This window comes from Streptomyces sp. RPA4-2 (genome assembly GCF_012273515.2).
Taxonomy (GTDB): domain Bacteria; phylum Actinomycetota; class Actinomycetes; order Streptomycetales; family Streptomycetaceae; genus Streptomyces; species Streptomyces kaempferi.
The window spans coordinates 9,654,213-9,677,990 of the sequence record NZ_CP050975.2 but is presented as its reverse complement, the minus strand read 5'-3'; the positions used below and the strand labels follow the sequence as shown (position 1 = coordinate 9,677,990).

At 69.7% G+C, this 23,778-nt stretch carries 23 protein-coding genes and 1 pseudogene; 10 read left to right on the top strand and 14 right to left on the bottom strand.

What is annotated here, in order from left to right:
• The first annotated feature begins 109 nt into the window (after positions 1-109).
• The gene (locus HEP85_RS42760) at positions 110-688 is read left to right on the top strand and encodes an ester cyclase (RefSeq protein WP_369658085.1); all 579 of its coding nucleotides are present in this window, start codon (positions 110-112) and stop codon (positions 686-688) included.
• 186 nt (positions 689-874) lie between these two features.
• Here the strand turns inward: HEP85_RS42760 and HEP85_RS42755 are convergent, their stop codons facing one another.
• Positions 875-1,798 carry an alpha/beta hydrolase gene (locus HEP85_RS42755; RefSeq protein ID WP_168532865.1) on the bottom strand — a complete coding sequence of 308 codons (924 nt, stop codon included), beginning with the start codon at positions 1,796-1,798 and terminating at the stop codon, positions 875-877.
• Between the two features lie 183 nt (positions 1,799-1,981).
• Between HEP85_RS42755 and HEP85_RS42750 the strand changes: the two genes are divergently transcribed.
• A complete protein-coding gene (locus HEP85_RS42750) occupies positions 1,982-2,857 on the top strand; it encodes a helix-turn-helix domain-containing protein (protein ID WP_168532863.1) in 876 nt (291 codons plus the stop codon).
• Between the two features lie 133 nt (positions 2,858-2,990).
• Positions 2,991-3,320, top strand: a complete 330-nt coding sequence (locus tag HEP85_RS42745; protein WP_248002399.1) for an antibiotic biosynthesis monooxygenase — start codon at positions 2,991-2,993, stop codon at positions 3,318-3,320.
• A gap of 113 nt (positions 3,321-3,433) precedes the next feature.
• Here the strand turns inward: HEP85_RS42745 and glpK are convergent, their stop codons facing one another.
• Both glpK and HEP85_RS42735 read right to left on the bottom strand, forming a co-directional pair.
• Positions 3,434-4,948, bottom strand: a complete 1,515-nt coding sequence (gene glpK / locus HEP85_RS42740; RefSeq protein WP_168532859.1) for a glycerol kinase GlpK — start codon at positions 4,946-4,948, stop codon at positions 3,434-3,436.
• 42 nt (positions 4,949-4,990) lie between these two features.
• Positions 4,991-5,758 (bottom strand): IclR family transcriptional regulator, encoded by a 768-nt coding sequence (locus HEP85_RS42735; protein ID WP_168532858.1) that lies wholly within the window; start codon positions 5,756-5,758, stop codon positions 4,991-4,993.
• Positions 5,759-5,957: 199 nt separating this feature from the next.
• On the opposite strand from HEP85_RS42735, the gene HEP85_RS42730 reads away from it, so the two are divergent.
• A complete protein-coding gene (locus tag HEP85_RS42730; RefSeq protein ID WP_168532856.1) occupies positions 5,958-6,398 on the top strand; it encodes an ATP-binding protein in 441 nt (146 codons plus the stop codon).
• A gap of 410 nt (positions 6,399-6,808) precedes the next feature.
• On the opposite strand, the pseudogene HEP85_RS42725 reads toward HEP85_RS42730, so the two are convergent.
• From HEP85_RS42725 to HEP85_RS42715, 3 genes and pseudogenes are all read right to left on the bottom strand, one after another.
• A pseudogene (locus HEP85_RS42725) lies at positions 6,809-7,945 on the bottom strand (PP2C family protein-serine/threonine phosphatase); the annotation flags it as partial.
• A gap of 99 nt (positions 7,946-8,044) precedes the next feature.
• A complete protein-coding gene (locus tag HEP85_RS42720) occupies positions 8,045-8,803 on the bottom strand; it encodes an IclR family transcriptional regulator C-terminal domain-containing protein (protein ID WP_329294370.1) in 759 nt (252 codons plus the stop codon).
• A 123-nt stretch (positions 8,804-8,926) separates the two neighbouring features.
• A complete protein-coding gene (locus HEP85_RS42715; protein WP_168532850.1) occupies positions 8,927-9,337 on the bottom strand; it encodes a Fur family transcriptional regulator in 411 nt (136 codons plus the stop codon).
• Positions 9,338-9,875: 538 nt separating this feature from the next.
• Between HEP85_RS42715 and katG the strand changes: the two genes are divergently transcribed.
• The 3 genes from katG (at position 9,876) to HEP85_RS42700 (ending at position 13,236) form a co-directional block, all read left to right on the top strand.
• Positions 9,876-12,107 (top strand): catalase/peroxidase HPI, encoded by a 2,232-nt coding sequence (katG, locus tag HEP85_RS42710; protein WP_168532848.1) that lies wholly within the window; start codon positions 9,876-9,878, stop codon positions 12,105-12,107.
• 172 nt (positions 12,108-12,279) lie between these two features.
• On the top strand, positions 12,280-12,672 hold the full coding sequence (locus tag HEP85_RS42705) for a helix-turn-helix domain-containing protein (RefSeq protein ID WP_211118180.1): 393 nt from the start codon (positions 12,280-12,282) through the stop codon (positions 12,670-12,672).
• Positions 12,673-12,828: 156 nt separating this feature from the next.
• Positions 12,829-13,236, top strand: a complete 408-nt coding sequence (locus HEP85_RS42700) for a VOC family protein (protein WP_168532846.1) — start codon at positions 12,829-12,831, stop codon at positions 13,234-13,236.
• A 127-nt stretch (positions 13,237-13,363) separates the two neighbouring features.
• On the opposite strand, the gene HEP85_RS42695 is transcribed toward HEP85_RS42700, so the two are convergent.
• On the bottom strand, positions 13,364-14,524 hold the full coding sequence (locus HEP85_RS42695) for an acyltransferase (RefSeq protein WP_168532844.1): 1,161 nt from the start codon (positions 14,522-14,524) through the stop codon (positions 13,364-13,366).
• Positions 14,525-14,975: 451 nt separating this feature from the next.
• On the opposite strand from HEP85_RS42695, the gene HEP85_RS42690 reads away from it, so the two are divergent.
• Complete coding sequence (locus HEP85_RS42690) at positions 14,976-15,422, top strand: SRPBCC family protein (RefSeq protein WP_168532842.1); 447 nt, start codon at positions 14,976-14,978, stop codon at positions 15,420-15,422.
• Positions 15,423-15,629: 207 nt separating this feature from the next.
• Here the strand turns inward: HEP85_RS42690 and gcvH are convergent, their stop codons facing one another.
• On the bottom strand, positions 15,630-16,025 hold the full coding sequence (gene gcvH, locus HEP85_RS42685; protein ID WP_168532841.1) for a glycine cleavage system protein GcvH: 396 nt from the start codon (positions 16,023-16,025) through the stop codon (positions 15,630-15,632).
• A 187-nt stretch (positions 16,026-16,212) separates the two neighbouring features.
• Here gcvH and HEP85_RS42680 point away from each other — a divergent pair, with 187 nt between their 5' ends.
• Entirely contained in the window at positions 16,213-17,172 is a 960-nt protein-coding gene (locus HEP85_RS42680; RefSeq protein ID WP_248002397.1) for an amidohydrolase family protein, read from the top strand.
• A 263-nt stretch (positions 17,173-17,435) separates the two neighbouring features.
• Here HEP85_RS42680 and HEP85_RS42675 read toward each other — a convergent pair whose 3' ends face one another.
• The 4 genes from HEP85_RS42675 to HEP85_RS42660 form a co-directional block, all read right to left on the bottom strand.
• On the bottom strand, positions 17,436-18,887 hold the full coding sequence (locus tag HEP85_RS42675) for a cytosine permease (protein WP_248002396.1): 1,452 nt from the start codon (positions 18,885-18,887) through the stop codon (positions 17,436-17,438).
• Positions 18,888-19,223: 336 nt separating this feature from the next.
• Positions 19,224-19,634 (bottom strand): hypothetical protein, encoded by a 411-nt coding sequence (locus tag HEP85_RS42670; RefSeq protein ID WP_168532835.1) that lies wholly within the window; start codon positions 19,632-19,634, stop codon positions 19,224-19,226.
• 195 nt (positions 19,635-19,829) lie between these two features.
• Positions 19,830-20,498 (bottom strand): NAD(P)H-binding protein, encoded by a 669-nt coding sequence (locus tag HEP85_RS42665; RefSeq protein ID WP_329294355.1) that lies wholly within the window; start codon positions 20,496-20,498, stop codon positions 19,830-19,832.
• 29 nt (positions 20,499-20,527) lie between these two features.
• Positions 20,528-21,202 (bottom strand): TetR/AcrR family transcriptional regulator, encoded by a 675-nt coding sequence (locus HEP85_RS42660; protein ID WP_168532833.1) that lies wholly within the window; start codon positions 21,200-21,202, stop codon positions 20,528-20,530.
• A gap of 198 nt (positions 21,203-21,400) precedes the next feature.
• Between HEP85_RS42660 and HEP85_RS42655 the strand changes: the two genes are divergently transcribed.
• Complete coding sequence (locus tag HEP85_RS42655) at positions 21,401-22,231, top strand: SDR family NAD(P)-dependent oxidoreductase (protein ID WP_168532832.1); 831 nt, start codon at positions 21,401-21,403, stop codon at positions 22,229-22,231.
• Positions 22,232-22,383: 152 nt separating this feature from the next.
• On the opposite strand, the gene HEP85_RS42650 is transcribed toward HEP85_RS42655, so the two are convergent.
• Together HEP85_RS42650 and HEP85_RS42645 are read right to left on the bottom strand one after the other, a co-directional pair.
• A complete protein-coding gene (locus HEP85_RS42650; RefSeq protein ID WP_168532830.1) occupies positions 22,384-22,602 on the bottom strand; it encodes a hypothetical protein in 219 nt (72 codons plus the stop codon).
• A gap of 250 nt (positions 22,603-22,852) precedes the next feature.
• The gene (locus tag HEP85_RS42645) at positions 22,853-23,734 is read right to left on the bottom strand and encodes a calcium-binding protein (RefSeq protein WP_168532829.1); all 882 of its coding nucleotides are present in this window, start codon (positions 23,732-23,734) and stop codon (positions 22,853-22,855) included.
• Positions 23,735-23,778: the final 44 nt, after the last annotated feature.

Below are 23,778 nucleotides of genomic sequence, written 5' to 3'. Positions count from 1 at the left end.
GCTCGGCGGGCACACCCGGCGTGGAACACGCGCCGCCTCCGCCCCGGGCCGACTGACGTCGCCACACAGATCGCACAGCCGGTGAGAGCCGGTGAAAGGTACGGACGCAATGGGCATGGACACCACGGGCCTGGCCCACGGGCTCTTCCGCATCCTCGAGACCGGGGATCCGGCACTGGCAGCCGAGGTGGTCGGCGAGGACTTCCACAACCGCGAAGCGGCCGTGTCGCCCCCCGCCTGCTCGATCCCGGGACCCGCGGGGGTTCTCGCCTCGAGCGCATGGATGCGGTCCGCCTTCAGCGACCTGCGCTTCCCCGTTCTCGGCATCGCCGGGAACGACGAGCAGGTCTGGGTACGGCTGCGGATGCAGGGCCGGCACACCGGCCCGTTCGTCCGTTTCCGCGACGGCGCCCTGGACCAGGCCATACCTCCCACCGGGCGTGAGATCGACTTCGAACAGATCCATGTACTCGACCTGCGGGACGGCAGGGTCGTCGGACATCAAGCGGTACGGGACGACATCACCATGCTCGGGCAGCTCGGCGTGTTCCCCCCGGCCCCGGCCACCGCCCTGCGCATGGTCGCCTGGAAGGTGACCGGACGCGCCGCACGCGCGGCCGCCGACATCGCCGCACGGGCGGCCGAGGCAGCGGCCCGGCAGCCGGGCGAGCCGGCCGGGAGCCGCTGAGCCGGACGCCGCGCCGGCCGCGGGCCGATGCCGGCGGCCTCTCAGGGCCGCGGATGCCCTCGGTGATCTCCGCGTGTCCCCGGCCGCACGGCCCGAAAGGACGCGGAAGGGGGTCGGGCCCAGCCCCGGAGAGGACCGGGCCCGACCCGCCACACAGCTCCGTTCGCCGCCGTCCGCCGCGCCGGCTCAGGCGGACGCCAGGTGCTCCTTGAAGAAGCCGGTCAGCTTCGCCACGGCGGTCGGCACGTACGCGTCCTTGTCGTACAGGTCGATGTGCGTGGCGCCCTCGACCCAGAAGAGCTCCTTCGGCTCCCCCGCCATCTCGACGGCCTCACGGCTGAAGTAGGCGGTGTCCGCCTCGGTTCCGGCGATCATCAGCAGCGGCCGCGGCGCGATGAGACGGATGAGGTCGAAGGAGGAGTACTGGGCGATCTGGTCCACGCTGCGGAACAGGTAACGGTTGGCCGAGTTCGGGTGCTGGGCGCGCGGAGTGCGGTAGTAGTCGGTTCCCTCCCGGTACAAGGTGGGCGCTCCCGCCGCCTCTTGAGGCGTCTCGGGCACCACGGGGTCGTGCCGAAAGACGCCGCTCGCGGCTTCGGCGGTACGGGCCCGGGCCGAGGCCTCGAGCAGGTCGGCCAGCACCTGCGGGTCCTGCCCGCCGCCCAGCCCTTCGCGGAAGAGGGCGCCGATGTCCGCGGCGCTGACAGTGGCCACCGCCTTGATCCGGTGGTCGGTCGTCGCCGCGAACGGAACGTATCCGCCGGAGGCACAGATCCCCAGCGCGCCGATGCGCTCCGGGTCGACCTGCTCGCACGTGCTCAGGTAGGTCACGGCGCTCCTGATGTCCTCCGCGCGCGCGAACGGGTTCTCCAGACCCCGCGGCTGTCCCTCGCTGTCGCCCTGGTAGGCGGTGTCGAAGGCCAGCGCGACGAAGCCCTCCGCGGCCAGCTTCCGCGCGTACAGACCGGCCGTCTGCTCCTTCACCCCGCCGAAGGGATGCGAGGTGACCACGGCGGGCCGCCGGTCTCCCTCGACGTGGTCCTCGGGGAGGAAAAGGTTCCCGGCGAGGGAAAGGCCATTGCTCTTGAATGTCACAGCGATAGGCTGCATTCCGACGTTCTCCTTGTTCTCCGACGCATGGCGTAATACCGGCGTCAGGTCTTCCTGCTTTTCGTCGTCCACACTCACACTTCACATGGGAAGGAACAAGGGTGATGCTTTTCCGGGGAATGCGTCTTCCTGGGTAGAATTCTTCCCCCTCACAGAAAACACGTCGCCTGCCACACTGGGTTCATGGGTACCGCAGACGCACAGCGCAACGAGCTCGGTGAGTTCCTCAAGGCCCGGCGCGCCGAGCTCACCCCCACCCGGGCGGGCCTCCCGGACGCCGGAGCGCCGCGGCGGGTGCCGGGGCTGCGCCGCGAGGAGGTGGCCCAGCTGGCGGCGATCAGCGCCGACTACTACACCCGGCTGGAACAGGGCAGGTTCCAGGCCTCCGCACCGGTACTGACCGCACTGGCGCGCGCCCTGCAGCTGGACGAGGACCAGACCGCCTACGTGCGCGGGCTGGCCGCCAAGCGCAAGGGCCGGACCCCGCGACAGACCGCCCAGCGGGTCCGTCCGCAGCTGCAGCGGGTACTGGACCGGCTCACCGACGCCCCGGCCATGGTCCTTGGACGCCATATGGACATTCTGGCCTGGAATTCACTCGCCGCCGCCCTCATCACGGATTTCGCCGCTCTGCCACGACAGGAACGCAACTACCTGCGTCTTGCTTTTGTCGACCCTGACGTGCGCCGCCTCTTCGCCGACTGGGAGACGACGGCGCGCACCTGTGTGGCATACCTCAGAATGGACGCCGCGCACTATCCGGACGATCCCCGACTGGCCGCCCTGGTCGGCGAGCTCTCGGTCAAGGACCCGGACTTCCGGAAATGGTGGGCCGCGCACGACGTCGCGCACAAGACCTGCGGCACCAAGACACTCAACCACCCCGTCGTCGGAGCCCTCACCGTCGACTGGGAGATGCTCGGCTGCACCACCGACCCGGACCAGCAGCTCATGGTCATGACCGCGGCCGCCGGAAGCGACTCCCAGGAGGCACTCCACTTCCTCGCGTCCTGGTCGGGTTCCCCAGTGCCGTCCCGCAGTGAGAACCGGCCGAGTTGACCGGACCGGCCTCCCCGAGCCGGGACGACGCGGAGCCGTCCTCACACTTCCTTGACCGTCGGATGTAGGACACTGCGCGCACATGGTCCAGATCAGGGGTCCAGTCGGGGCCCCGTCAGACGAGAGGTGTCATGTGCCTAGCGTAGTAAAAATCAACGTACTGACCGTCCCCGCCGAGCAGCGGGAGACGCTGGAGAAGCGCTTCGCCTCCCGCGCCCACGCCGTGGAGAACTCCGACGGTTTCGAGTGGTTCGAACTCCTCCGCCCGGTCGAAGGCACCGACAGCTACCTCGTCTACACCCGCTGGCGTGACGAGGAGTCCTTCCAGGCCTGGATGGAGGGTCCCATGAAGGCGGCCCACCAGGGTGCCGGCGAGGGCGGCGAGCGCCCCAAGCCCGCCGCCGCCGGATCCACGCTGTGGTCCTTCGACGTCGTGCAGCAGGCGGCGCCGAAGTCCGCGTAGCCGGGACCCCGGCACACGGCACCGCGACCGGTCCGTGGGTCAGGGAGTGAAGGATGCGGGCCGGCAGTCGGCGAGTTCCGTGCCGACTGCCGGCATCGCCTGCCTCACCCCCGTCAAGTGGACCCCGGTGGTTTGATCCACCCCAGCGACCGCTCGACGGCCCGCTGCCAGTTGTCGTACTCCGCGTCACGGTGCGCGGGGTCCATGTCGGGCAGCCACTGGCCGGCCCGGTGCCAGTTGCGGCGCAGGATCTCCAGGTCCGGCCAGTAGCCGGCGGCGAGGCCCGCGGCGTAGGCGGCGCCCAGGGAGACCGTCTCGGCCACCATGGGCCGCACCACGGGCACATCGAGTACGTCTGCCACGAACTGCATGAGCAGGTTGTCCGCGGTCATCCCGCCGTCGACCTTGAGCTGCTTCAGGGCCACCGAGGAATCGGCGTTCATGGCGTCGACGACCTCCCGGGTCTGCCAGCCTGTGGCCTCCAGGACCGCCCGGGCCAGATGTCCCCTGGTGATGTACGAGGTGAGACCGACGATGACCCCGCGCGCGTCGCTGCGCCAGCGGGGTGCGAACAGACCGGAGAAGGCGGGAACGATGTAGCAGCCGCCGTTGTCCTCGACCGTGCGCGCGAGGGTCTCGATCTCCGGCGCGCTGTTGATCAGTCCCAGGCGGTCACGGAACCACTGGACCAGTGAGCCGGTGACCGCGATCGACCCCTCCAGCGCGTAGACCGGAGGCTCGTTCCCGATCTTGTAGGCGACGGTCGTGAGGAGTCCGTGCCGCGACCGGACGACGTCCGTACCGGTGTTGAGCAGCAGGAAGCTGCCCGTTCCGTAGGTGCACTTCGCCTCGCCCGGGGAGAAACAGGTCTGGCCGAACAGGGCGGCCTGCTGGTCGCCGAGAGCGGCGGTGATACGGACGCCCGGGAGGAGCGAGCGGGCCTCCCCGTAACTCTCCGCGGAGGACCGGATCTCCGGAAGCATGGGGCGGGGAACCCCGAAGAACGCGAGAAGCTCGTCGTCCCACTTCAGCGTACGGATGTTCATCAGCATGGTGCGGCTGGCGTTCGTCGCGTCCGTGATGTGCAGGCCGCCGTCCACGCCTCCGGTGAGGTTCCAGATCAGCCAGCTCTCCATCGTGCCGAACAGCACCTCACCGTCCTCGGCACGCCGTTCCAGCCCGTTGACATGGTCGAACAGCCAGCGGATCCGCAGCGCCGAGAAATAGGTCGAGGGAGGCAGACCGCAGCGCTCGAGGAAGAAATCGTCTCCGGGGTCGATTCTGAGGGCCTCGACGAGCGGCGCCGTACGGGTGTCCTGCCAGACGATGGCCCTGCCCAGCGGGACGCCCGTCCGCCGGTCCCAGACCACCGTCGTCTCCCGCTGGTTCGCGAGACCGATGGCGGCCACCTCCGCCGCGCCGACACCTTCGTCGGACAGGGCTTCCGGGACGATGCGCCGCAGGTTGCGCCAGATCTCGACGGCGTCGTGCTCGACCCATCCGGGGCGGGGGAAGTGCTGCTGGTGCTCGCGCTGGGCGACCGACACCAACCGCCCGTGGTGGTCGAACAGGATGCATCGGGTGGAGTTCGTGCCCTGATCGATGGACATTACATACCGTTCAACCATGATCGGGTTCTGCCTTCCGATGTGTCGGTGAGGCGGTGGCCGTCACCAGCGAGCTGCCCCGAGCTCCCTGGAGATGGCCCGCGCGGCCTCCCGGAGCAGGGTGACCAGCTTCGGCCGGGGGCGGCCGTGGCCGTCGCAGATCCGCTCCACCGGGCCGGACAGGCCGATCGCCCCGACCACGAGTCCGCCGTGTCCCCGGATCGGCGACGCGATCCCGGCTTCGCCCATGGTCATCTCCTGGACCTCGGCGCCCCAGCCGAGATCCCTGATCTCGGCCAGCGCCCGGCCGAGTCGCTCCGGAGTGACCAGCGTGTGCCGGGTGTACGCCTCGAGGCCGGCTTCCAGGACCGGCTCGACGGTCACGGCCCCGAAGGCCATCAGCACCTTGCCCAGCGAGGAGGCGTGCAGCGGCAGCAGCGAGCCCACGTCCAGCGTCTGGAGCGTGTCGTCCGGCCGGAACACATGGTGGACGACGAGGACCATGCCCTCCAGGGGCGTGCCCAGGCGGACCGACTCCCCACTGCGGGCGGCCAGCGCGTCGGCCCAGTTGATGGAGCGCGACCGCAGCTCGTTGATGTCGAGATAACTGGTGCCGAGATGCAGCAGGGCGGCTCCGAGCTGGTATTTCCCGGTCTCCGCGTCCTGTTCCACGAAGTCCACGTGCTGGAGTGTGCGCAGGATGCCGTGGGCGGTGCCCTTGGCCAGCCCGAGCGAGGCCGCCACCTCGCCCAGCCCTAGTCGGCGAGGCTCACCGGCGAGCAGACGCAAGATCGCAGCCGCCCGTTCGATCGACTGGACTGGGCCGGCCATGATCCGAGCCTATTACCGCCGCGGAGGGTCCGCTTGACGTGCGGGGAGACGGTTCGGCCACCGCGCCGGATGCGGCGTTCGGTAATGCCGACCGCCGTTCATTGACCCACCTCATTTCGGTCCTTAACGTGCTCTGAGGCCCGGCAACGCGCTGAGGTTCCGGCAACCGGCCGACAGCGCTCACCCCGGAGGAGAAGAGATGGCGCTACAGCTCAACACGAGGCTTCGGGAGACGAAGCTTCGAGAGGCAGTCGAGTACGTCTTCCCGCTGCCGCCCGTCGCCGGGGCCGTCTCGGCCGTCCGCCGACGCGCGGGCGCGGTCCTCACCGACTGGAACGTGTCGCCGGGGATCTTCGAGGACGCGCTGCTCGTGGTGTCGGAACTCCTCACCAACGCGATCGTGCACGCCCTGCCCCCGGCGGAGCTGCGACTGTCCTGGATCCGGGGCAACGGACTCGACACCCTGCGGGTCGAGGTCACCGACGCTGGGCCCGCGCGCGCGGCGGGGCAGGAGCTCGAAGGGATCGACCCCGACGAGCACGGCCGCGGCGAGGAGATCGTCAAGGCCCTGGCGACCCGGTACGGCATACGGTTCCACCCCGGTGGAGTGACCCGGTGGGCCGATCTCGTCGCGGCGTGAACAGGAGCGGACGTATGTGAGAGCGCGTGGCCCATGGGCCCGCGCTCACGGCGTATCCGGCACTCGATCCCTCCATCGACGCAGAACCCGTCGCTCAACGCCTCCGTTCGCGGAGAAGGGATCGCGACCGGCGCCCGACGGCGGCGCGGTCAGAAGCGGTCCGAGCCCACACCCGTCGCACGAGACACCACCAGATCCGAAGCGGGCCGGCCCGACACCGGCCGACCCGACACCGCCGGATCGGATGCGAGCGGACCGCACGCGGCAGCGGCAGAGGCGACCGGACCGGACGCGACCGAGGCAGAGGCGACCGGACCGGACGCGGCCGAAGCAGAGGCGACCGGACCGGACGCGGCCGTAGCAGAGGCGATCGGACCGGACGCGGCCGGACCAGCGGTGGCCGTTCGGGGAGCGGCCGGCTTGCGCAGCAGGAGCAGCGCGGCGTCATCGTGCAGTCGGCCCCCCACATACGTCAGCAGCTCGTCGTGGAGCGCGTCCAGGGTGCGCGCCGGCTCCTCGCACACATGGCGCGCCAGCCCCTCGGCCAGCGGATAGAACTCGCGATCGTGGTTGCGGGCCTCGGTGACCCCGTCGGTGTAGAGCAGCAGCTGGTCCCCGTCCGCGAAGGGCAGCACCTGGAGGCTGGGGAGCTCGCCCGACAGGGCGCGCAGCCCGAGGGGCGGGGCCGGGTGGGTGGGCTCCACGGCCTCGACGCTTCCGGACGCGCGCACCAGCAACGGAGGGGCGTGCCCGCAGTTGACGACCTCCAGGTGCCCCGCCTGCCCATATCCGGCGACCACGGCCGTGACGAAGTCGTCGCCGCCGAGATTGCGCGCCAGGCTCCGCTCGATCCTGCCGACGACGGCGAGCAGATCGGGCTCGTCGTAGGCGGCCTCACGGAAGACCCCGAGCACGAGCGCCGCGGTCCCCACGGTAAGCAGTCCCTTGCCGCGCACGTCGCCGACGATCAGCCGGACGCCGTACGGGGTGGACACCAGGGCGTAGAGATCTCCGCCGATCCGGGCCTCCGCCGCGGCGGCGCTGTAGCGGACGGCCACCCGGAAGGGGCCGACCGTCTCCGGTATCGGCGTGAGCAGTGCGTGCTGGGCGGCCTCGGCGACCGAGCGGACGGCGGCGAGCACCCGCTCGCGGCGTCCGCGCAGCGAGCTGGCCAGGCCACTCGCCAGGGTGACGGCCGTCAGCGCGGACAGCACGGCCGCCAGTTCACCGGGGGGCACACCGTCCCTGATGCCGAGCCTCGCGCCCAGTACGGCGGCGAGGAGGCCGATGCAGAGCACTCCGCGCGGCCCGTTGGTCGTGGCGGCCAGTGCGGGGCCTGCCGCGAGCAGGGACAGCCAGATCATGCCGGCTCCGCCGACGACGTCGACGAGCACGATGACGGAGACGAACAGCAGCGGCAGTACGGGTACTCCGGCGGCGAGCTGGGAGGTGGCGCGCCGCTGGGCGAATGCCCTGAGGGGCGCTGTTCGACCCCTGATCGGTCGCAACAGCCTGTGGGCGCCGGCATGGTCTCGGGCCTGACTCATGTTTCGTCCGAAGTCCTCACCTGTGTGCCGGATCACGTTCCGGTATGTCCGTTTCATCCAGGAAACGCGTTCCGCCCGAACCTCACAAGGACACGGATTTCAGATAGTGAGAGAGAGACTTCTTGTCACGCGGTTTGCGGTCGGGATGAGCCGTGTCACGACCTGCTCGAGCCGGGAGACGCGCTCCGCCGGCAGCGACACGCCGAGCGCACCCAGCGTGTCCCCGCAGTAGACGGGTACGGCGACACAGACCGTACCGAGGGCGTACTCCTCCAGGTCCGTGACGGCCGGAGCCACGGGTGAGGAGTCGAGCCGCCGGAGCAGCTCCGAGGAAGTCGTCACGGTCCGTGGGGTGAGGTCGGCGAGGCAGTGCCGGGAGAGGTAGTCGTTGCGGGCGTCGTCGTCCAGTTCCCGTAGGACGGATTTGCCCAGGGCGGTGGCGTGGCCGGCGTCCTCCATTCCCACCCAGAGGTCGACCCGGGGCGCCCGGGGACCGTCGACGATCTCCGCGACCCGGATCTCGCCGTCCTCGTAGAAGGTGAGGTACGCGGGGGTCGCGAGCTCGTCCCGCAGCGCGGCGAGCGTGGGACGGATCCGGCTCAGCAGCGCCTGGCCACGGGCGGTGCTGTGCAGCGCCTGCAGTTTGTCCCCGAGGATGAAGCCGCCGTCGGCCAGCTTCCGTACGTATCCGTCGTGCACCAGCGTCCGCAGCAGGTGGTACGCGGTGGCCAGCGGCAGGCCGGTCTCACGCGCCAGCTGCTTCGCCGGAGCGCCGTTCTCGTGCGCGCTCACGGCCTCCAGCAGACGGAAGGCCCGCTGTACGGACGCGATGAGCGTGGGGCCGTCCTGAGCACCCATAGGTCCAGCGTGCGCCGAGTACGCGGCGCGGGCAACACACTCACCCCGTTCGCGGCTCGGGCGACGCGACGAGGAGGTGCCGTGACCGTCGTCGAGCGCCCGCCGCGGATCCCGGGACAGCCCTCAGGCGCAGGAGGGGCACAGTCCGCGGTAGGTGACCTCGACCTCGGACACCTGGAAGCCGAAACGCTCCACCGCCGGGAGGTCGGCCAGCGGGTCGCCGGTCGGGTGGACGTCCCGGATGGTGCCGCAGTTGGAGCACACCAGGTGCTGGTGGGCGTGGTGGGCGTTGGGGTCGTAGCGCTTGGCGCGGCCGTCGGTCGAGACCTCTATGACCTCACCGAGGGACACCATCTCGCCCAGCGTGTTGTAGACGGTCGCCCGGGAGATCTCGGGCAGCCGCTGCGCCGCGCGGGCGTGCACCTCGTCGGCCGTGAAGTGGACGTGATCGCCGTCGAGGACCTCCGCGACGACACGTCGCTGGGAGGTCATCCGCCAGCCACGCGCTCGCAGTCGTTCCAGCAGGTCACTCATATCGGTTCACCTATTCAGGTTCGGCGGGATACCCGAATTTTACCAGTGAACGTCCGGGCTCCTATTGGATACGGCTTTGGCGCGCTTCTTGACTAAGACTCTGTCCATCGTAGGATCGGTTCTGGCGCTGGCCAAGGGACAGGAAGACTCCAAAACGGCATGAGACAGAGACGTGACGGGACCACCGCCGGGAAGCCGCGCGGTGCCGGTCCGAGGGTGACGGCCGCCCGCGTCGCACGGCTCGCGACCGTCCGGGAAGGTGACCACCTCGGCATCGGGGCGGTCACGTCCGGGGCGCGCGATCGCGCGGACCGCGTCCGCCCTCGGGCCGCCGGCGAGGATCTCCCCGTGCTCGACGCGCCAGGACCCGTTCGTCGCGTCGGACCGGTCGACGGCCCGGCGCGTCGCCCGAACCCGTACGACGGTCACGGCGTCCCGCCCGACGAGGCCGGGAGTCGTCCTCCGGGGCCCTTGCCCCGGCCGTGCCTCCGCCCGCAGTACCTGAGCACCACGATCCGCCTGGTCCGGAAGGATTCCCATGTCTGAGAACCATGATGCAATCGTCGTAGACGCCAAGACGGAGGGCGGAGGTGGCTGCCCCGTCGCGCACGATCGCGCCACGCACCCGACGCAGGGCGGCGGGAACCGCCAGTGGTGGCCCGATCGCCTCAACCTGAAGATCCTCGCCAAGAACCCGGCCGTCGCCAACCCGCTCGGTGAGGAGTTCGACTACGCCGAGGCGTTCAACGGCCTCGACCTCGCCGCCGTGAAGCGGGACGTCGCGGAGGTGCTGACGGACTCGCAGGACTGGTGGCCGGCCGACTTCGGCAACTACGGCCCGTTCATGATCCGGATGGCCTGGCACAGCGCGGGCACCTACCGCATCAGCGACGGCCGCGGTGGCGCCGGTGCCGGGCAGCAGCGCTTCGCACCGCTCAACAGCTGGCCGGACAACGGCAACCTCGACAAGGCCCGCCGACTGCTGTGGCCCGTCAAGAAGAAGTACGGGCGGAGCATCTCGTGGGCCGACCTCATGATCCTCACCGGCAACGTCGCCCTGGAGACGATGGGCTTCAAGACGTTCGGCTTCGCCGGCGGCCGCGCGGACGTGTGGGAGCCCGACGAGGACGTCTACTGGGGTCCCGAGACCACCTGGCTGGGTGACGAGCGCTACACCGGCGACCGAGAGCTCGAGAACCCCCTCGGCGCGGTCCAGATGGGCCTCATCTACGTCAACCCCGAGGGCCCGAACGGGACCCCGGACCCGCTCGCGGCGGCCCGCGACATCCGTGAGACGTTCCGCCGGATGGCCATGAACGACGAGGAGACCGTCGCGCTGATCGCGGGCGGCCACACCTTCGGCAAGACCCACGGCGCGGGCCCGGCGGACAGCGTCGGCGCCGACCCCGAGGCCGCCCCGCTCGAGGAGCAGGGCCTCGGCTGGAAGAACTCGTTCGGCACCGGCAAGGGTGGCGACGCGATCACCAGCGGTCTTGAGGGTATCTGGACGAACACTCCCGTGACCTGGGACAACAGCTTCTTCGAGATCCTGTTCGGCTATGAGTGGGAGCTGTTCAAGAGCCCCGCGGGCGCGAACCAGTGGCGGCCGAAGGACGGTGCCGGCGCGACCACCGTCCCCGACGCCCACGACCCGTCGAAGACCCACGCCCCGACGATGCTGACGACCGACCTGTCGCTCCGCGTCGACCCCGCCTACGAGCTGATCTCGCGGCGCTTCCTCGAGAACCCCGACGCGTTCGCCGACGCCTTCGCCCGCGCGTGGTTCAAGCTCACCCACCGTGACATGGGCCCGGTCGTGCGCTACCTCGGTCCGGAGGTCCCGGCCGAGGAGCTGCTGTGGCAGGACCCCCTGCCCGAGGTCGCGCATGAGCTCGTCGACGCCGCGGACATCGCCGCCCTCAAGAGCCAGGTCCTCGCCTCGGACCTGTCGGTGGCCCAGCTCGTGTCCGCCGCCTGGGCGTCGGCGTCGTCCTTCCGCGGCAGCGACAAGCGCGGCGGCGCCAACGGCGCGCGCATCCGCCTCGAGCCGCAGAGCGGCTGGGAGGTCAACGACCCCGACCAGCTGGCGACGGTGCTGCGCACCCTGGAGGGAATCCAGAGCGCCTTCAACTCCGCCCAGACCGGCGGCAAGCGGGTCTCGATCGCCGACCTGATCGTGCTGGCCGGCGGTGCCGCCGTCGAGCAGGCCGCCAAGGACGCCGGCTTCGACATCGAGGTCCCGTTCGCACCGGGCCGTGCGGACGCCTCGCAGGAGCAGACGGACGTGGAGGCGTTCGCCCCGCTCGAGCCGGCCGCCGACGGGTTCCGCAACTACCTGGGCAAGGGCAACCGGCTCCCGGCCGAGTACCTGCTGATCGACCGGGCGAACCTGCTGACCCTGAGCGCTCCCGAGATGACGGTCCTCGTCGGTGGCCTCCGCGTGCTGGGCGCGAACTACCAGCAGTCGTCGCTCGGCGCCCTGACCACCACCCCGGGGGCGCTGACCAACGACTTCTTCACCAACCTGCTCGACCTGGGGACGACGTGGAAGGCGGTCTCCGAGGACGCCAACACGTTCGAGGGCCGTGACGCCGCCACGGGCGAGGTCAAGTGGACCGGCAGCCGCGCCGACCTCGTCTTCGGGTCGAACTCGGAGCTGCGCGCGCTCGCGGAGGTCTACGCGAGCGATGACGCGAAGGAGAAGTTCGTGAACGACTTCGTCGCGGCCTGGAGCAAGGTGATGGACCTCGACCGGTACGACCTGGTCTGACACCTGACGCATTGCGCATGACGATCCAGGCCGGCCGGCCCCGCGCCGGCCGGTCTGGATCCGTACCGGGGTCCCGGTGACACCACCGGCCCGGCTCCGCCTCGGACGCGGACGGCCCGGGGCAGCCGCGGGACGTGTGAGGGGCGGCGGAGAATCGTGGTGTGATGACGCCGTGAGCCGCGCCGCCGAAGACACCAACCGCCGCATGCTGCGGGCAAGGGACGCGATGGACCGCGCCTACGCGCAGCCGCTGGACGTCCCGGCCCTGGCCCGGATCGCCCATGTGTCCCAGGCCCACTTCACCCGCACCTTCCGGGCCACGTTCGGCGAGACACCGCACCGCTATCTGCAGCGCCGCCGCGTCGAGCGGGCGATGTTCCTGCTGCGGGAGACCGACCGCAGTGTGACGGACATCTGCTACGCGGTCGGCTTCGGCAGTCCCGGGACCTTCAGCCGCACGTTCCGCGAGATCGTCGGCCGGTCACCGAGGACGTACCGCAAGGAAGCGACCCCCGCGAACGTGCCGACGTGCTTCACCATGGCGTGGCTGCGGCCCACCGGCTGACCCGCCGGGCCGCAGGCCTTCGGCAACACCGGTCTCCTCGACGTCGGGGACGCGGCGCGGGATCCAGGGCCGGGATCCAGGGCGCGGGCTCCAGGGGCTGTCGACTGAGCAGTTTTGGACAAGTTTCCGTCCGGCCTGCCCGGTAGCGTGACGTACATGTTCAACGCCATCACGCACTCACAGATCTATGTCCTCGACCAGGACGAGGCCCTCGACTTCTACGTGGGCAAGCTCGGCCTGGAGGTCAACGCCGATGTCGACTTCGGCTTCATGCGCTGGTTGACCGTCAACGTCCCGGGACACCCCGACCGCCAGATCCTGCTGGAGAAGCCGGGTCCCCCGGCCCTGTCCGAGGAGACGGCACAGCAGGTGCGGGAGCTGGTGACCAAGGGCGCGACCGGCGGCTCCCTCATCTTCAGCACGGACGACTGCCGCAAGACGTACGAGACGCTGCTCGGCCGGGGCGTCGAGTTCACCGAGGAGCCCACCGAGCGTCCGTACGGCATCGACTGCGGCCTGCGCGACCCCTTCGGCAACAACATCCGTTTCACCCAGCCGGCCTAGGCGGACTCCGGCCACAGTCACACAGTGCCGGAAGACGGAGACGGGCCGACCGCCCAGGTGCCACGCCCACCTGCGGCCGGCCCGTCGAGCGGCTCACGACACATGGCCGTCCGCCCGGGACCGCCTCCTATCCCCCTCGGACGACGCCTCTGTCCCGCTCGGTCACGGCCGGCTGCGACTTCCCGCTCCGGCGGCGCAGCAGCAGTTCCCGGGCGGGGCGTTCCACACCCTCGAAGAGGAGCCAGGCCAGCCCCAGTGCCACGGTGAACGCCACGGCGGTGGCGGTCAGTCCGGCCGCCACACCGAAGCGCGGGGACTTCCCGAGCAGGTTGATACCGGCCCGCAGGACGAGCAGATGGATCATGTAGAAGGCGAAGGAGAGTTCACCGAGCCGCACCAGTCGCCGGTGCCGCCACAGTGAGGGCCGGCCCCGCAGGTCGGCGACGGCCGCCGCCGGGATCAGCAGGGCGAAGCCGACGATGGTGCAGGTGGTGGCCGAATACCCGGGGGTGACCTGGGGGACGAGAAAGTAGCCGATGATCGTCAGTGCGAGTGAGGCCTCCATACCGGGCCCGCGCCAGCGTCCCAGGAACACCAGCCGGGCGACGGCGGCACCGAGGACGAATTCGGGGAGGCGGGCCGCGGGAAAGGAGTACACCGGCTGGCTCAGCCAGTGGTGTGCGTCCGACCAGGCCAGGGCCATCACCGCCAGCACCGACAGCCCGGCGACGACGGTGACTCCTCGCGCCTCGAGTCGGCGCAGCCCCAGGGCCAGCAGCGGGAAGACCGCATAGAAGAAGGCCTCGCAGGCGAGCGACCAGCTGACGGGGTCGAGTGTCTGCCACCACGGTCGCCACCAGGAGTGCGTCAGCAGCACATTCGCCAGCGCGGAGTTCAGGGTGGGCCTCATCTGGCCGGACAGGGTGAATCCCATGAGCAGCGCGATCGCGGCGGTGACGAGGTGGACCGGGTAGATCCGGGCTACGCGCCGTCGCCAGAAGGCCACGGCGCGGTCGCGCGGCCGTGCCGACCACATCAGCACGAAGCCGGAGAGGACGAAGAAGAACGAGACGCCGTTGGCGCCCGCCCCGAATCCCCACGCCACGATGCGGCCGCCGGTGTCGCCGAAGTACCCGAAGTTGTGCACATGGAGCCCGAAGACCAGCGACGCCGCGACCCAGCGCAGTCCGGTGAGCGAGGGCAGTGCGGACGGCCGGGGCGTGGGCGCGGACTCGGTCGTGGTCGCTGTCGGGGCCGGCGCCCAGGTCGTCCCGGTCGCCGATGTCATCGCGTCACCTGCCGAGGGGTGTTCGTGGAAGGCATGAAGGAGAGCGTTACCTGTTCGTCATGTTTCATTCCGGTCTTGTGGGGAGCGTCACACCGGCCTCCGCGCGCCCGGAGGGCCCCACTCGGTCCGCGGGAGGCGTGACAGGCATGGCCCTGCTCGGCCGCCCCTCCGGCCCGGCCGCGACGCGCCCGCCCAGGGGCCGGCGTCCGGGACAGGACGTTCACAGGTGCGGTCGAAGCCACGTACGTGCATCCAGCCATTACTACCCTTTGCGGACCTGCCGGGGGTCAAACCAGGCTCTCTCGGGTGTGTCGGGCCTCGTGAAACGGTGTCCGACCGGCTTACTCCGGCAACAGGACCCGCTGGTGGGACCGCGCCCGTAGGCTGAGCCTGCTTGGCAGACTCGCGCGCACTCAGCCGGAGCCCCAGCGATCGCAGCACAGGAGGAACCGTGGCCGGTCAGTTCGAGGCGACAGCCGAGATCAACCGCCCCGTCGAGGAGGTCTTCGCCTTCCTGGCCGAGGGCACGAACGACCCGAAGTTCAGCCCCAGGGTGCAGGAGATCAAGAAGACGCCGGAGGGCCCGACGGCCGTGGGCACGGTCTTCACGAGCACGGTCAAGGACGCGGGCATGAAGACGGGCCGGCAGTTCCGGATCACCGAGTTCGACCCGCCTCGGCGGATCCGGTGGACGGAGATCTCGAAGAACGTCGTGACGGCCGACCAGGGTGGCTACGACCTCGAGTCCACCGGCGCGGGCACGACCCACGTCAGGATCTTCAACATCCTTGAGGGTCACGGCATCGGGAAGCTCGTGGTGGGCCTCGCGCTGAGCGCGGCGCGCAAGGACGCGGACGCGTTCGGCCGGCGGATCAAGGCCGCGGTGGAGGCGTCCTGAGGAACGGAGCGACAGGACCCCTCGCGGTGATCCGCGGAACCGGATCGTCCGCCCGGGGTCCTGGTCCTCTTCGCGAGGCTCCGGTACTGTGCGGCGGCGTGCCTGGCGGCGGCGTCCCGTACGGGCACCGGGGCGGTGCCGTCAGCGGTGACGCGATCACGTCCGCACAGCAGTGCGCCGTCGCCCCACTCACGTCAGCTCAGGGGACTACTCGTTGCCTTGGCTGATGTAACTCTCGTACCCGTCGTCGCTGAGCAGACCGTCGAGTTCACTCTTGTCGGTGAGCTTGATCTCGATCAGCCAGCCGTCGCCGTAAGGGTCCTCGTTGACCCTCTCGGGGCTGTCGTTGAGCTCATCGTTGAGGGCGGTCACCTCGCCCGACACCGGCGCGTAGACCTCGGTCACCGCCTTGACCGACTCGAGGGTGCCGAACGGGTCGCCCGCGGAGAAGCCGCTTCCGTTGGCGGGGAGTTCCGCGAAGACGATGTCGCCGAGTTCCTTCTGGGCGTGGTCGGTGATGCCGACACGCACCACGCCTTCACGCGCCACCCGCACCCATTCGTGGTCCCTGGTGTACTTCAGCTCGTTGGGGACGTTCGACATGAAGACTCCTTCGGGGCTGTCGTATGCCGAACGGTCACGGTCGGCGGGGCCAGTCTGCGTGAGCGCGTCCGGCCTCCCGCGCACCACCACCCGAACGGCCCGCAGAGACCGTGTTGGTGCGCTCCGTGCCGGTGAACGCTCGCCCCGTCGAGTGGCCCGCACCGCTTCCCGGGCGTTCCATCGAAGGGTGACCCCTACGCGCATCGACGTGCACGCCCACCTGTGGACCGCGGGGTACCTGGACCGTCTCGAACGTCTGGGGAAGTCCGACACGGCTACTCAGCGCGGGATCGGCGCCGACGCGACGGATGCCGATCTGGAGGCCCGCTTCGCGCTGATGGACCGGGCGGGCATCGACCTCCAGGTGCTCTCCACGGCGCCGCAGTCCCCGCACCTGCCCGCGGAGTCCGACGCCGTGGCGCTGGCCGAGGCGGCGAACGACTCGTACGCGGAGCTGGTGGCCCGGTTCCCCGATCGGTTCCTCGCCTTCGCCGCGTTGCCCCTCCCGCACGTGGACGCGGCCCTGAGCGAGCTGACCCGCGCCCTCGACGAACTGGGCGCGGTCGGTGTCGGCGTGACCACGACCGTGCTCGGCCGCACACTCGCCGATCCCCTCTTCGGCCCCCTCTACGAGGAGCTGGACCGGCGCGGCGCCGTGCTGTACGTCCACCCCGCCGGCGAGGGCGCCGGCAGCCCGCTGATCACCGAGCACGACATGACATGGATGGTCGGGGCGCCGGTCGAGGACACGGTGGCGATCATGCACCTGATCCTCGCGGGCCTTCCCGCGCGCTATCCGCGGATGCGCGTCCTGGCGTCGCACCTGGGCGGGGCACTGCCGCTGCTGCCCCGCCGGCTCGACGAGCATCTGGCCTTCGAGTCCCCCGGCACGCCCGAGCCGCCCTCGGTGGCCGCCCGCCGCCTCTGGTACGACACGGTCAGTCATGCGCATCCGCCCGCGCTGGTCGCCGCGGTGGCTTCCTTCGGGGCGGACCGCATCGTGCTCGGTACGGACTTCCCGTACGAGGACGGGGAGGTCTTCCTGCGGGCCGTGGACCACATCGCCGACTCGGGGCTCGGCCCGGAGGAGGTCACGATGATCCTCGACACCAACGCGGCGGACCTGCTCGGCCTGTCCGCGCCGTGAGGTGCCGAATCCGCTTCCCGGGGAGAAGTGAAGAACCCCGTCTCCGGAATGCCGGAGACGGGGTCATGTGGAGCGCCGGGCAGGCCTTGCACCTGCATCTCCCCGCAGGAAGCGGGACGTCTTTCCTTGGACTACCAACGCATCGAGCCACGACCGGAGTTCGCCCGGGAAGCTCAAGATCGAGCATAGCGCAGTCCCCGTCTCCCGGGAAACGGGGGGCGAATACGAAGACCGAGTGCGTCGATGGCGGTCAAGTGCGGAGGTCATGGCTCCCGGTGGTCGTGGGCGGCCGATTCCAGTTCCGTGAGCTCTGCTTCGGCGAGGCGTGTCTCGGCCTCGACGTCGATCGAGCGGGTGAACAGCCAGTAGAGGACCGCGGCGACGGGCAGCCCGATGAACAAGGAGATGTCCGCGCCGCCGAGCGCGTGCGCGGCGGGCCCGACGTAGAGCGTTCCGACGGAGAAGAACGGCACCATGACGGCGAAGCCGACCAGGTAGGCGACGATGCCGTGCCAGCCCCAACGGCCGTAAATGCCACGGGGGTTGAAGATCTCGGCGACCGCGTAGTGCCCGCGGCGCACCACGTAGTAGTCCATGAGGTTCACGGAGGTCCACGGGATGAACAGGTAGAGCACCAGCAACAGGAAGTCGTTGAAGTTCTCCAGGAAGTGGGCGGTCGCGGCCAGCGCGCCCACCACGGAGAGCGCGGCGGTGAGTCCGAGGGTCACGAGCCGTACGGCGACGGTCGGCCGCACTCTCCTGAACGAGTCGATCGCGCTGATGAGGGTGAGGGAGCCGCCGTACATGTTGAGCGCGGTCACCGAGACCAGGCCGAGGGCGGCGAAGAGCAGCACGATCGCGCCGAACCCGCTGAAGACCTTGTCGCCCGCCGCGTTGATCGAGCGGATCGTCTCGAAGTCCTTGCCCGCCCACCCGGCGAGCAGTGCGCCGAGGGTCATCAGCCAGATACCGCCGAGCGCCGACCCGAAGTACGTCCAGTAGAACGTCTTGCGGACGGTCACGTCGGGTGGCAGATAGCGGGAGTAGTCCGAGACGTAGATGGCCCAGCTGATCTGGTAACCGGCGACCACGCCGAACTGGGCGAGGAACGGCGTCCACTTGAAGCCGCCGAGGTCGAAGGAGCCTGCGGGATAGTGCAGGGTGACCAGGATGCCCACCGTGAAGACCCCGAAGATGACGAGGAAGGCGTAGGTGAGGACCCGCTCTGCGCGGTGGATGACGTCGTAGCCCACCAGCGCGATGACGAACGCGATGAGCGTGACCACGACCACCCACGGCTTGACTCCGCCGTGCACCGTGCTGTGCAGGGCCTCGCCGGCCAGGATCGTGTTGAAGACGTTGAATCCGGCGTACTGCACATAGGCGAACAGCCACACCAACAGGGCTCCGACGTAGCCGAACTGCGGCCGTGACTGGATCATCTGCGGCAGCCCCAGTTGCGGGCCCTGCGCGGAGTGGAAGGCCATGAAGAACGTGCCGAGGATGGTGCCCGCGGCGATCGCGATCAGCGACCAGAGGAGGTTGCCGCCTCCGGTGATGCTGATGAGGCCCACCGCCAGTGTGGCGATCTGCGCGTTGGACATGAACCACAGAGGCCCCAGGTGCCACAGCTTTCCATGCCGCTCGTCCAGGGGTACGTAGTCGATGGAACGGATTTCCAGACCCGATACCCGTGGCTGGGATGACGTCGTCACGAGCGCCTCCTTGAGGGGGTTCACCGAGCGATGAGGACATTCATCATCTGTCGCTACGATCATGCCCCGAGCCGTACGGGTCAGGAAGGAGCCGGGCCGCGAAGCGCATCACGCACCGGGTCCGTGCCTCGGGCCGACGCGTACGTGGTGGCCATGGTTCGGGCCGGTCGCCCGCAGGGCTCCATGGGTTTCTCAAGGGAATTCTGAATCCGCCCGGCGGCGTGCCGGCCCGGATCGCTCGCGGGCCGGCACGTCATCCGATTGGTCCCACACCTTCGTCCTCGCCCCGCGCGATCGCCGTTCTCGCCCCGCGCCGGGGCCTGGAAAGGGACCGTGTCAGCGCGCGGGTGTCGCCTGGAGGCTCGGGTAGCAGTTCTGCACCGGGTCCGTCTCGCTGTAGATCGCGGTGTCCTTCATGAACCCCAGTTGCCCGTTGTCGGCGACGGTCATCAGCCAGCGGGTCGGGTGCGGCCCGCCGACCCAGGCCTGACCGTCCTCCTTGCAGTAGAACCAGCTCGGGTTGGAGTACATGTGGCCGACGATCTTGTCGGGGTCCGGGTAGGAGTGGTTGTTGCCGATGATTCCGTAGACGGCTGCGCCCGAGACGTTGTTGCAGTACCACTTGATGCCGCCGTCATTGGTCCAGCAGCCCGCGGCGGCGTGCGCGGACGGGGCCGCCACCGCGCCGAATCCGACGGCCAGCGCCGCGGTCGCGAGCGCCGTACCGAGTTTCTTGTGAACACGCATATGTTCCCCCGGAGTTGTCGTCCACCCACCGGTGAACGGTCACGTGCGCCGATGGACGACGCATGCGACCACTATGGCGAGCGCCGACGCCACGGGTCGATCACTTCGATCCTGATGGAATCCTGGCTCGTGTCCGGGGTGCCGCCGACGTGACCACCGTCCGGAAAGCGGGCGGCGTGCGGTCGTCCCGCCGCGTCACTCGGCTCCGAGCCGGTTGATCTCCGGGCTGTGCAGCACCGACGGGCCGCCGCCCTTGAGCGCGACGACGGCGATCATCGCACGGCCCAGGTGCTCGGTCGTCGTCACGTACTTGGGGGCCAGCCTGCGGAGAACGGGGTACAGCCACGACGTGAGCCGGTACATCAGACGGTAGCCCGACGTCCTGGAGACGGCTCCGTTGCGCGGCTGGATGTAGCCGGGACGGAACAGGTAGGCGTGGAACGGCATGGCCAACAGCGCGTTCTCCGTACGGCCCTTGACCCGTGCCCACATCGAACGGCCCGTCTCCGTACTGTCGGTCCCCTCCCCCGACACGTAAGTGAAGGTCAGCTCCGGATTGTTCACGCTCACGGCGCGGGCGGCGGCCAGCGTGAAGTCGTACGTGATCCGGGTGTACTCCCTCTCGTCCCGGCCGGCCGCGGAGACGCCCAGGCAGAAGAAGCAGGCGTCCAGGCCCTCCAACTCGCCCTGGACCGGGCCGAAGTCGGTGAAGTCCGTGTGCAGGACCTCCCGTACCTTCGGGTGCTCCGCCTTCAGTGGCGTGCGCACGACGACCACCACCTCCTCGACCTCCCCGTCCTGGAGGCAGGCGCGCAGCACGCCCTGCCCCACCATTCCGGACGCTCCGAACAGGGCCACGCGCATGATTGCTCCCGGGTGGGGTGAGACGGCGGTCAGGACGCCGTACGGGTGAGGGTGCCGACGATGAGGGTGGCCACCATCTCCCGCAGGGTGCCGGCGAAGTCCATACGCAGGGCCGCGAGTGACGGGTCCGCGTCGTAGGCGGCGAGCATGCCCGGGGACGGCCGGGCGTGGGTCCAGACGGCGCCGGCCATCATGAAGGCCTGCGCACTGAACAGCCTCGCTCCGTCGCCCAGTTCGGGCAGGTACTGACGTGCGAGGCCGGCCAACGCGTCGACGTTGCCGATGGCCGCCCTCTTGTACCGGGCGGCCACCGCCGCGGACACGTTGTGTTCCAGCACGCCGGCCTGTGCGCTGAGCAGATCGCACAGCACCCGGCGCTCCGCGAGGGAGCGGGTGAACACCGCGGCGAACTCCTCACCCCGCTGCCGTACCGAATGCTCCGCATCGATGCCCGCGGCGAGCAGAGCGGGCAGTTCGTCCATCAACCGTTTCCATGCGGTGTCCAGCAGTTCCAGCAGGATCGCCTCACGGGACTCGAAGTACCGCAGCACGTTCGACTTGGCCAGCCCGACCCGTCGGCTGAGCTCATTGAGGCTGACCTCGCCGACCGACATCTCGTCGAGCATCGCGGCGGCGGTGTCGAGGATCGCCTGTCGCCGGATCTCACGCTGCTCCTCGCTGCGCGCACGCTGGAAAGTCGTCATGCCGCCATGTTACAGACTATCGGTCTTTTGACATCAGACCAGCGGTCCCTTACGGTGAACCACAGAAGAGACCGGCGGTCTGCAATTAGCCCCGGAGTCCCTGCGGACCCCTGCGGACCCGTCGGGCCCGGCAGCCCGCAGGCCGAGCACAGCGCGACATCCCGCGCGCTCCCCCTCCACGAAGAAAAGAGAACGTCCATGTCCAAGGTCTGGTTCGTCACCGGAAGCTCCCGCGGTCTGGGCCGCGCCATCGTCGAGGCGGCGCTGGAGGCCGGCGACCAGGTGGTGGCCACCGCCCGCAAGCCCGCCCAGCTCGACGACCTCGTGGCCCGCCACGGAGATCGGATCCTTCCCCTGGCCCTCGACGTCGCCCGGGACGACGACGTCCAGCGGGCCGTTCGGGAGGGCCTCGACGCCTTCGGCCGCTACGACGTCGTCGTCAACAACGCCGGCTACGGCGACATCGCCTCCGTCGAGGACGTCACCCTGGACGCCTTCCGCGCCCAGATCGACACCAACTTCTACGGTGTCGTACAGGTCACCAAGGCCGTGCTGCCCGTCCTTCGCGAGCAGGGCCGCGGGCACATCTTCCAGGTCTCCTCCGTCGGCGGCCGGGTCGGCTCGGCGGGGCTGAGCGCCTACCAGAGCGCGAAGTGGGCGGTCGGCGGCTTCTCGACCGTCCTCGCCCAGGAAGTGGCCCCGCTCGGCATCGAGGTCACCGTGCTGGAGCCGGGCGGCATGCGCACCGACTGGGCCGGATCGTCCATGACCATTCCGCCGGTCAGCGAGCCCTACCAGCGGACGGTGGGCGCCTTCGCCGACATGATCAGGAGCAGCTCGACGGCCAACTCGGCGGAGTCCGACCCCGTCAAGGTCGCCCAGGTGGTACGCGACCTCGCCGGACGCGAGGACGCCCCCGTCCGGATCGTGCTGGGTGCCCAGGCCTACGAGATCGCCCAGGCCGCCTCCCGGACGATCACCGAGTCCGACGAGAAGTGGCGCGAGGTGTCCGAGTCCGTCTCCGACTGACCGCGCGCCTCCGCGCGTCCGAGGGCTACCGGCTACCGGCTACCGGCTACCGGCTACCGGCTACCGGCTACCGGCTACCGGCTACCGAGGATCTTCGGGCGTCGCCCGAGGGTCTGCCGGCCGGCCTCGGCGGCGCCGTCACAGGACGACCTTCAGGCGATCCACTGGTCGCCATGGCGATGCCGGCCCAGCTTCACGGCGGAGAACTCGTCCCCGACGCCGTCTTCGGCCACGGCGTCGAAGAGCGCGCCGGTCATCGGTATCAGCGACAGACCCTGTCCGAGTGGTGCCGCCCGCGCGGCGGGCACAGTACGCGAGACACCGCGGAGCAGCTCGGCATCACCGATCACCGCACTCAGTTCGTAACTCATCCGCAGGCCCCCTCCATGCTCGGAGACCCCACCCTGTCGCACCGGCCGGCTCGTACGCAGGCGACCCCTCATCGTCAGGGGCCTGTTCGAAGGAGTGCCAAGTCACCGTGCTGGGAGCGGGCGCAACGGCGGGAATACCCACCGGCGTACGAATCCGCGAAAGTCATGGGCGAAGGGCAACCGCGAAGTCGCGGTTCACGTCCGGGGAACGGCACGGATCGCCGCGCAATTCCCCGGACCGCGGGAACCGTCAGTCCTGATGGACGATATTCCTTCCCGGGCCGCCGGAAAGCGTGTCCCGGCCGGGTCCGCCGTACAGTTTGTCGTTGCCACTGTTCCCGTACAGTTTGTCGGCGCCGCTGTTTCCGTACAGGACGTCGTTGCCCGTCCCGCCGTACAGCGAGTCGTCGCCGGTCCCGCCGTAGATCGTGTCGTTGCCGTCGTCGCCGTTGAGGATCTGGCCGGCGGCGGCCCCGTGGAGCACGTCGTTGCCCTTGCCACCGTTCACGATGTTGTCCCCACCGCCGGCGTTGACCGTGTCGTTGCCGTCACCGGCGAGGACGGACGCCAGCTTGCCGACCGTGATGGTGTCGTTGCCGGTCCCTCCGACGACCTCGTTGCCGTCGAGACCGGTGTTGTCGGTCAGTCTGTCGTTGCCGGAGCCGAGGTCGATCCTGTTGAGGTAGTAGACCTGACCAGTGGCATTGCGGGAGGTGACGGTGTCATTGCCGTCACCGAGGCTCATCTCCAGGGCGGCGTACGGGTCCTGACTCTCCAGCGCGACGACCGTGCAGGAGACCCTGGTGTGGTCCGCGCCGACCGGGTAGGAGCAGCCGTGCCCCGCGCGGATCGGGACGACGTCGTCGATCACATAGGTGATGGCCTCGTGCCCGCTGGTGTACGACTCGGCGATGGTCACCTTGTTCACCTGGTGGGCCGCGGCCGTGTAGGTGAGCTGCCAGTCGTACTCGTTGACAGCGGCCGTGGCCGTGGCCGTGGCCGTGGCCGTGGCCGACGACACCGCGGCTCCGGCCGTGGTGGCCAGCGCGACGGGACCGGTCAGGCCCGCGCCGATAACCAGCGCGAGGGCCGAGGCGCGTAAAGCCCTAAGGCTTATGGGGTAAGAGGGCATTGCATGGCCTCCAAGAGGCGGTTGTGGTTCCTTGACAACACACG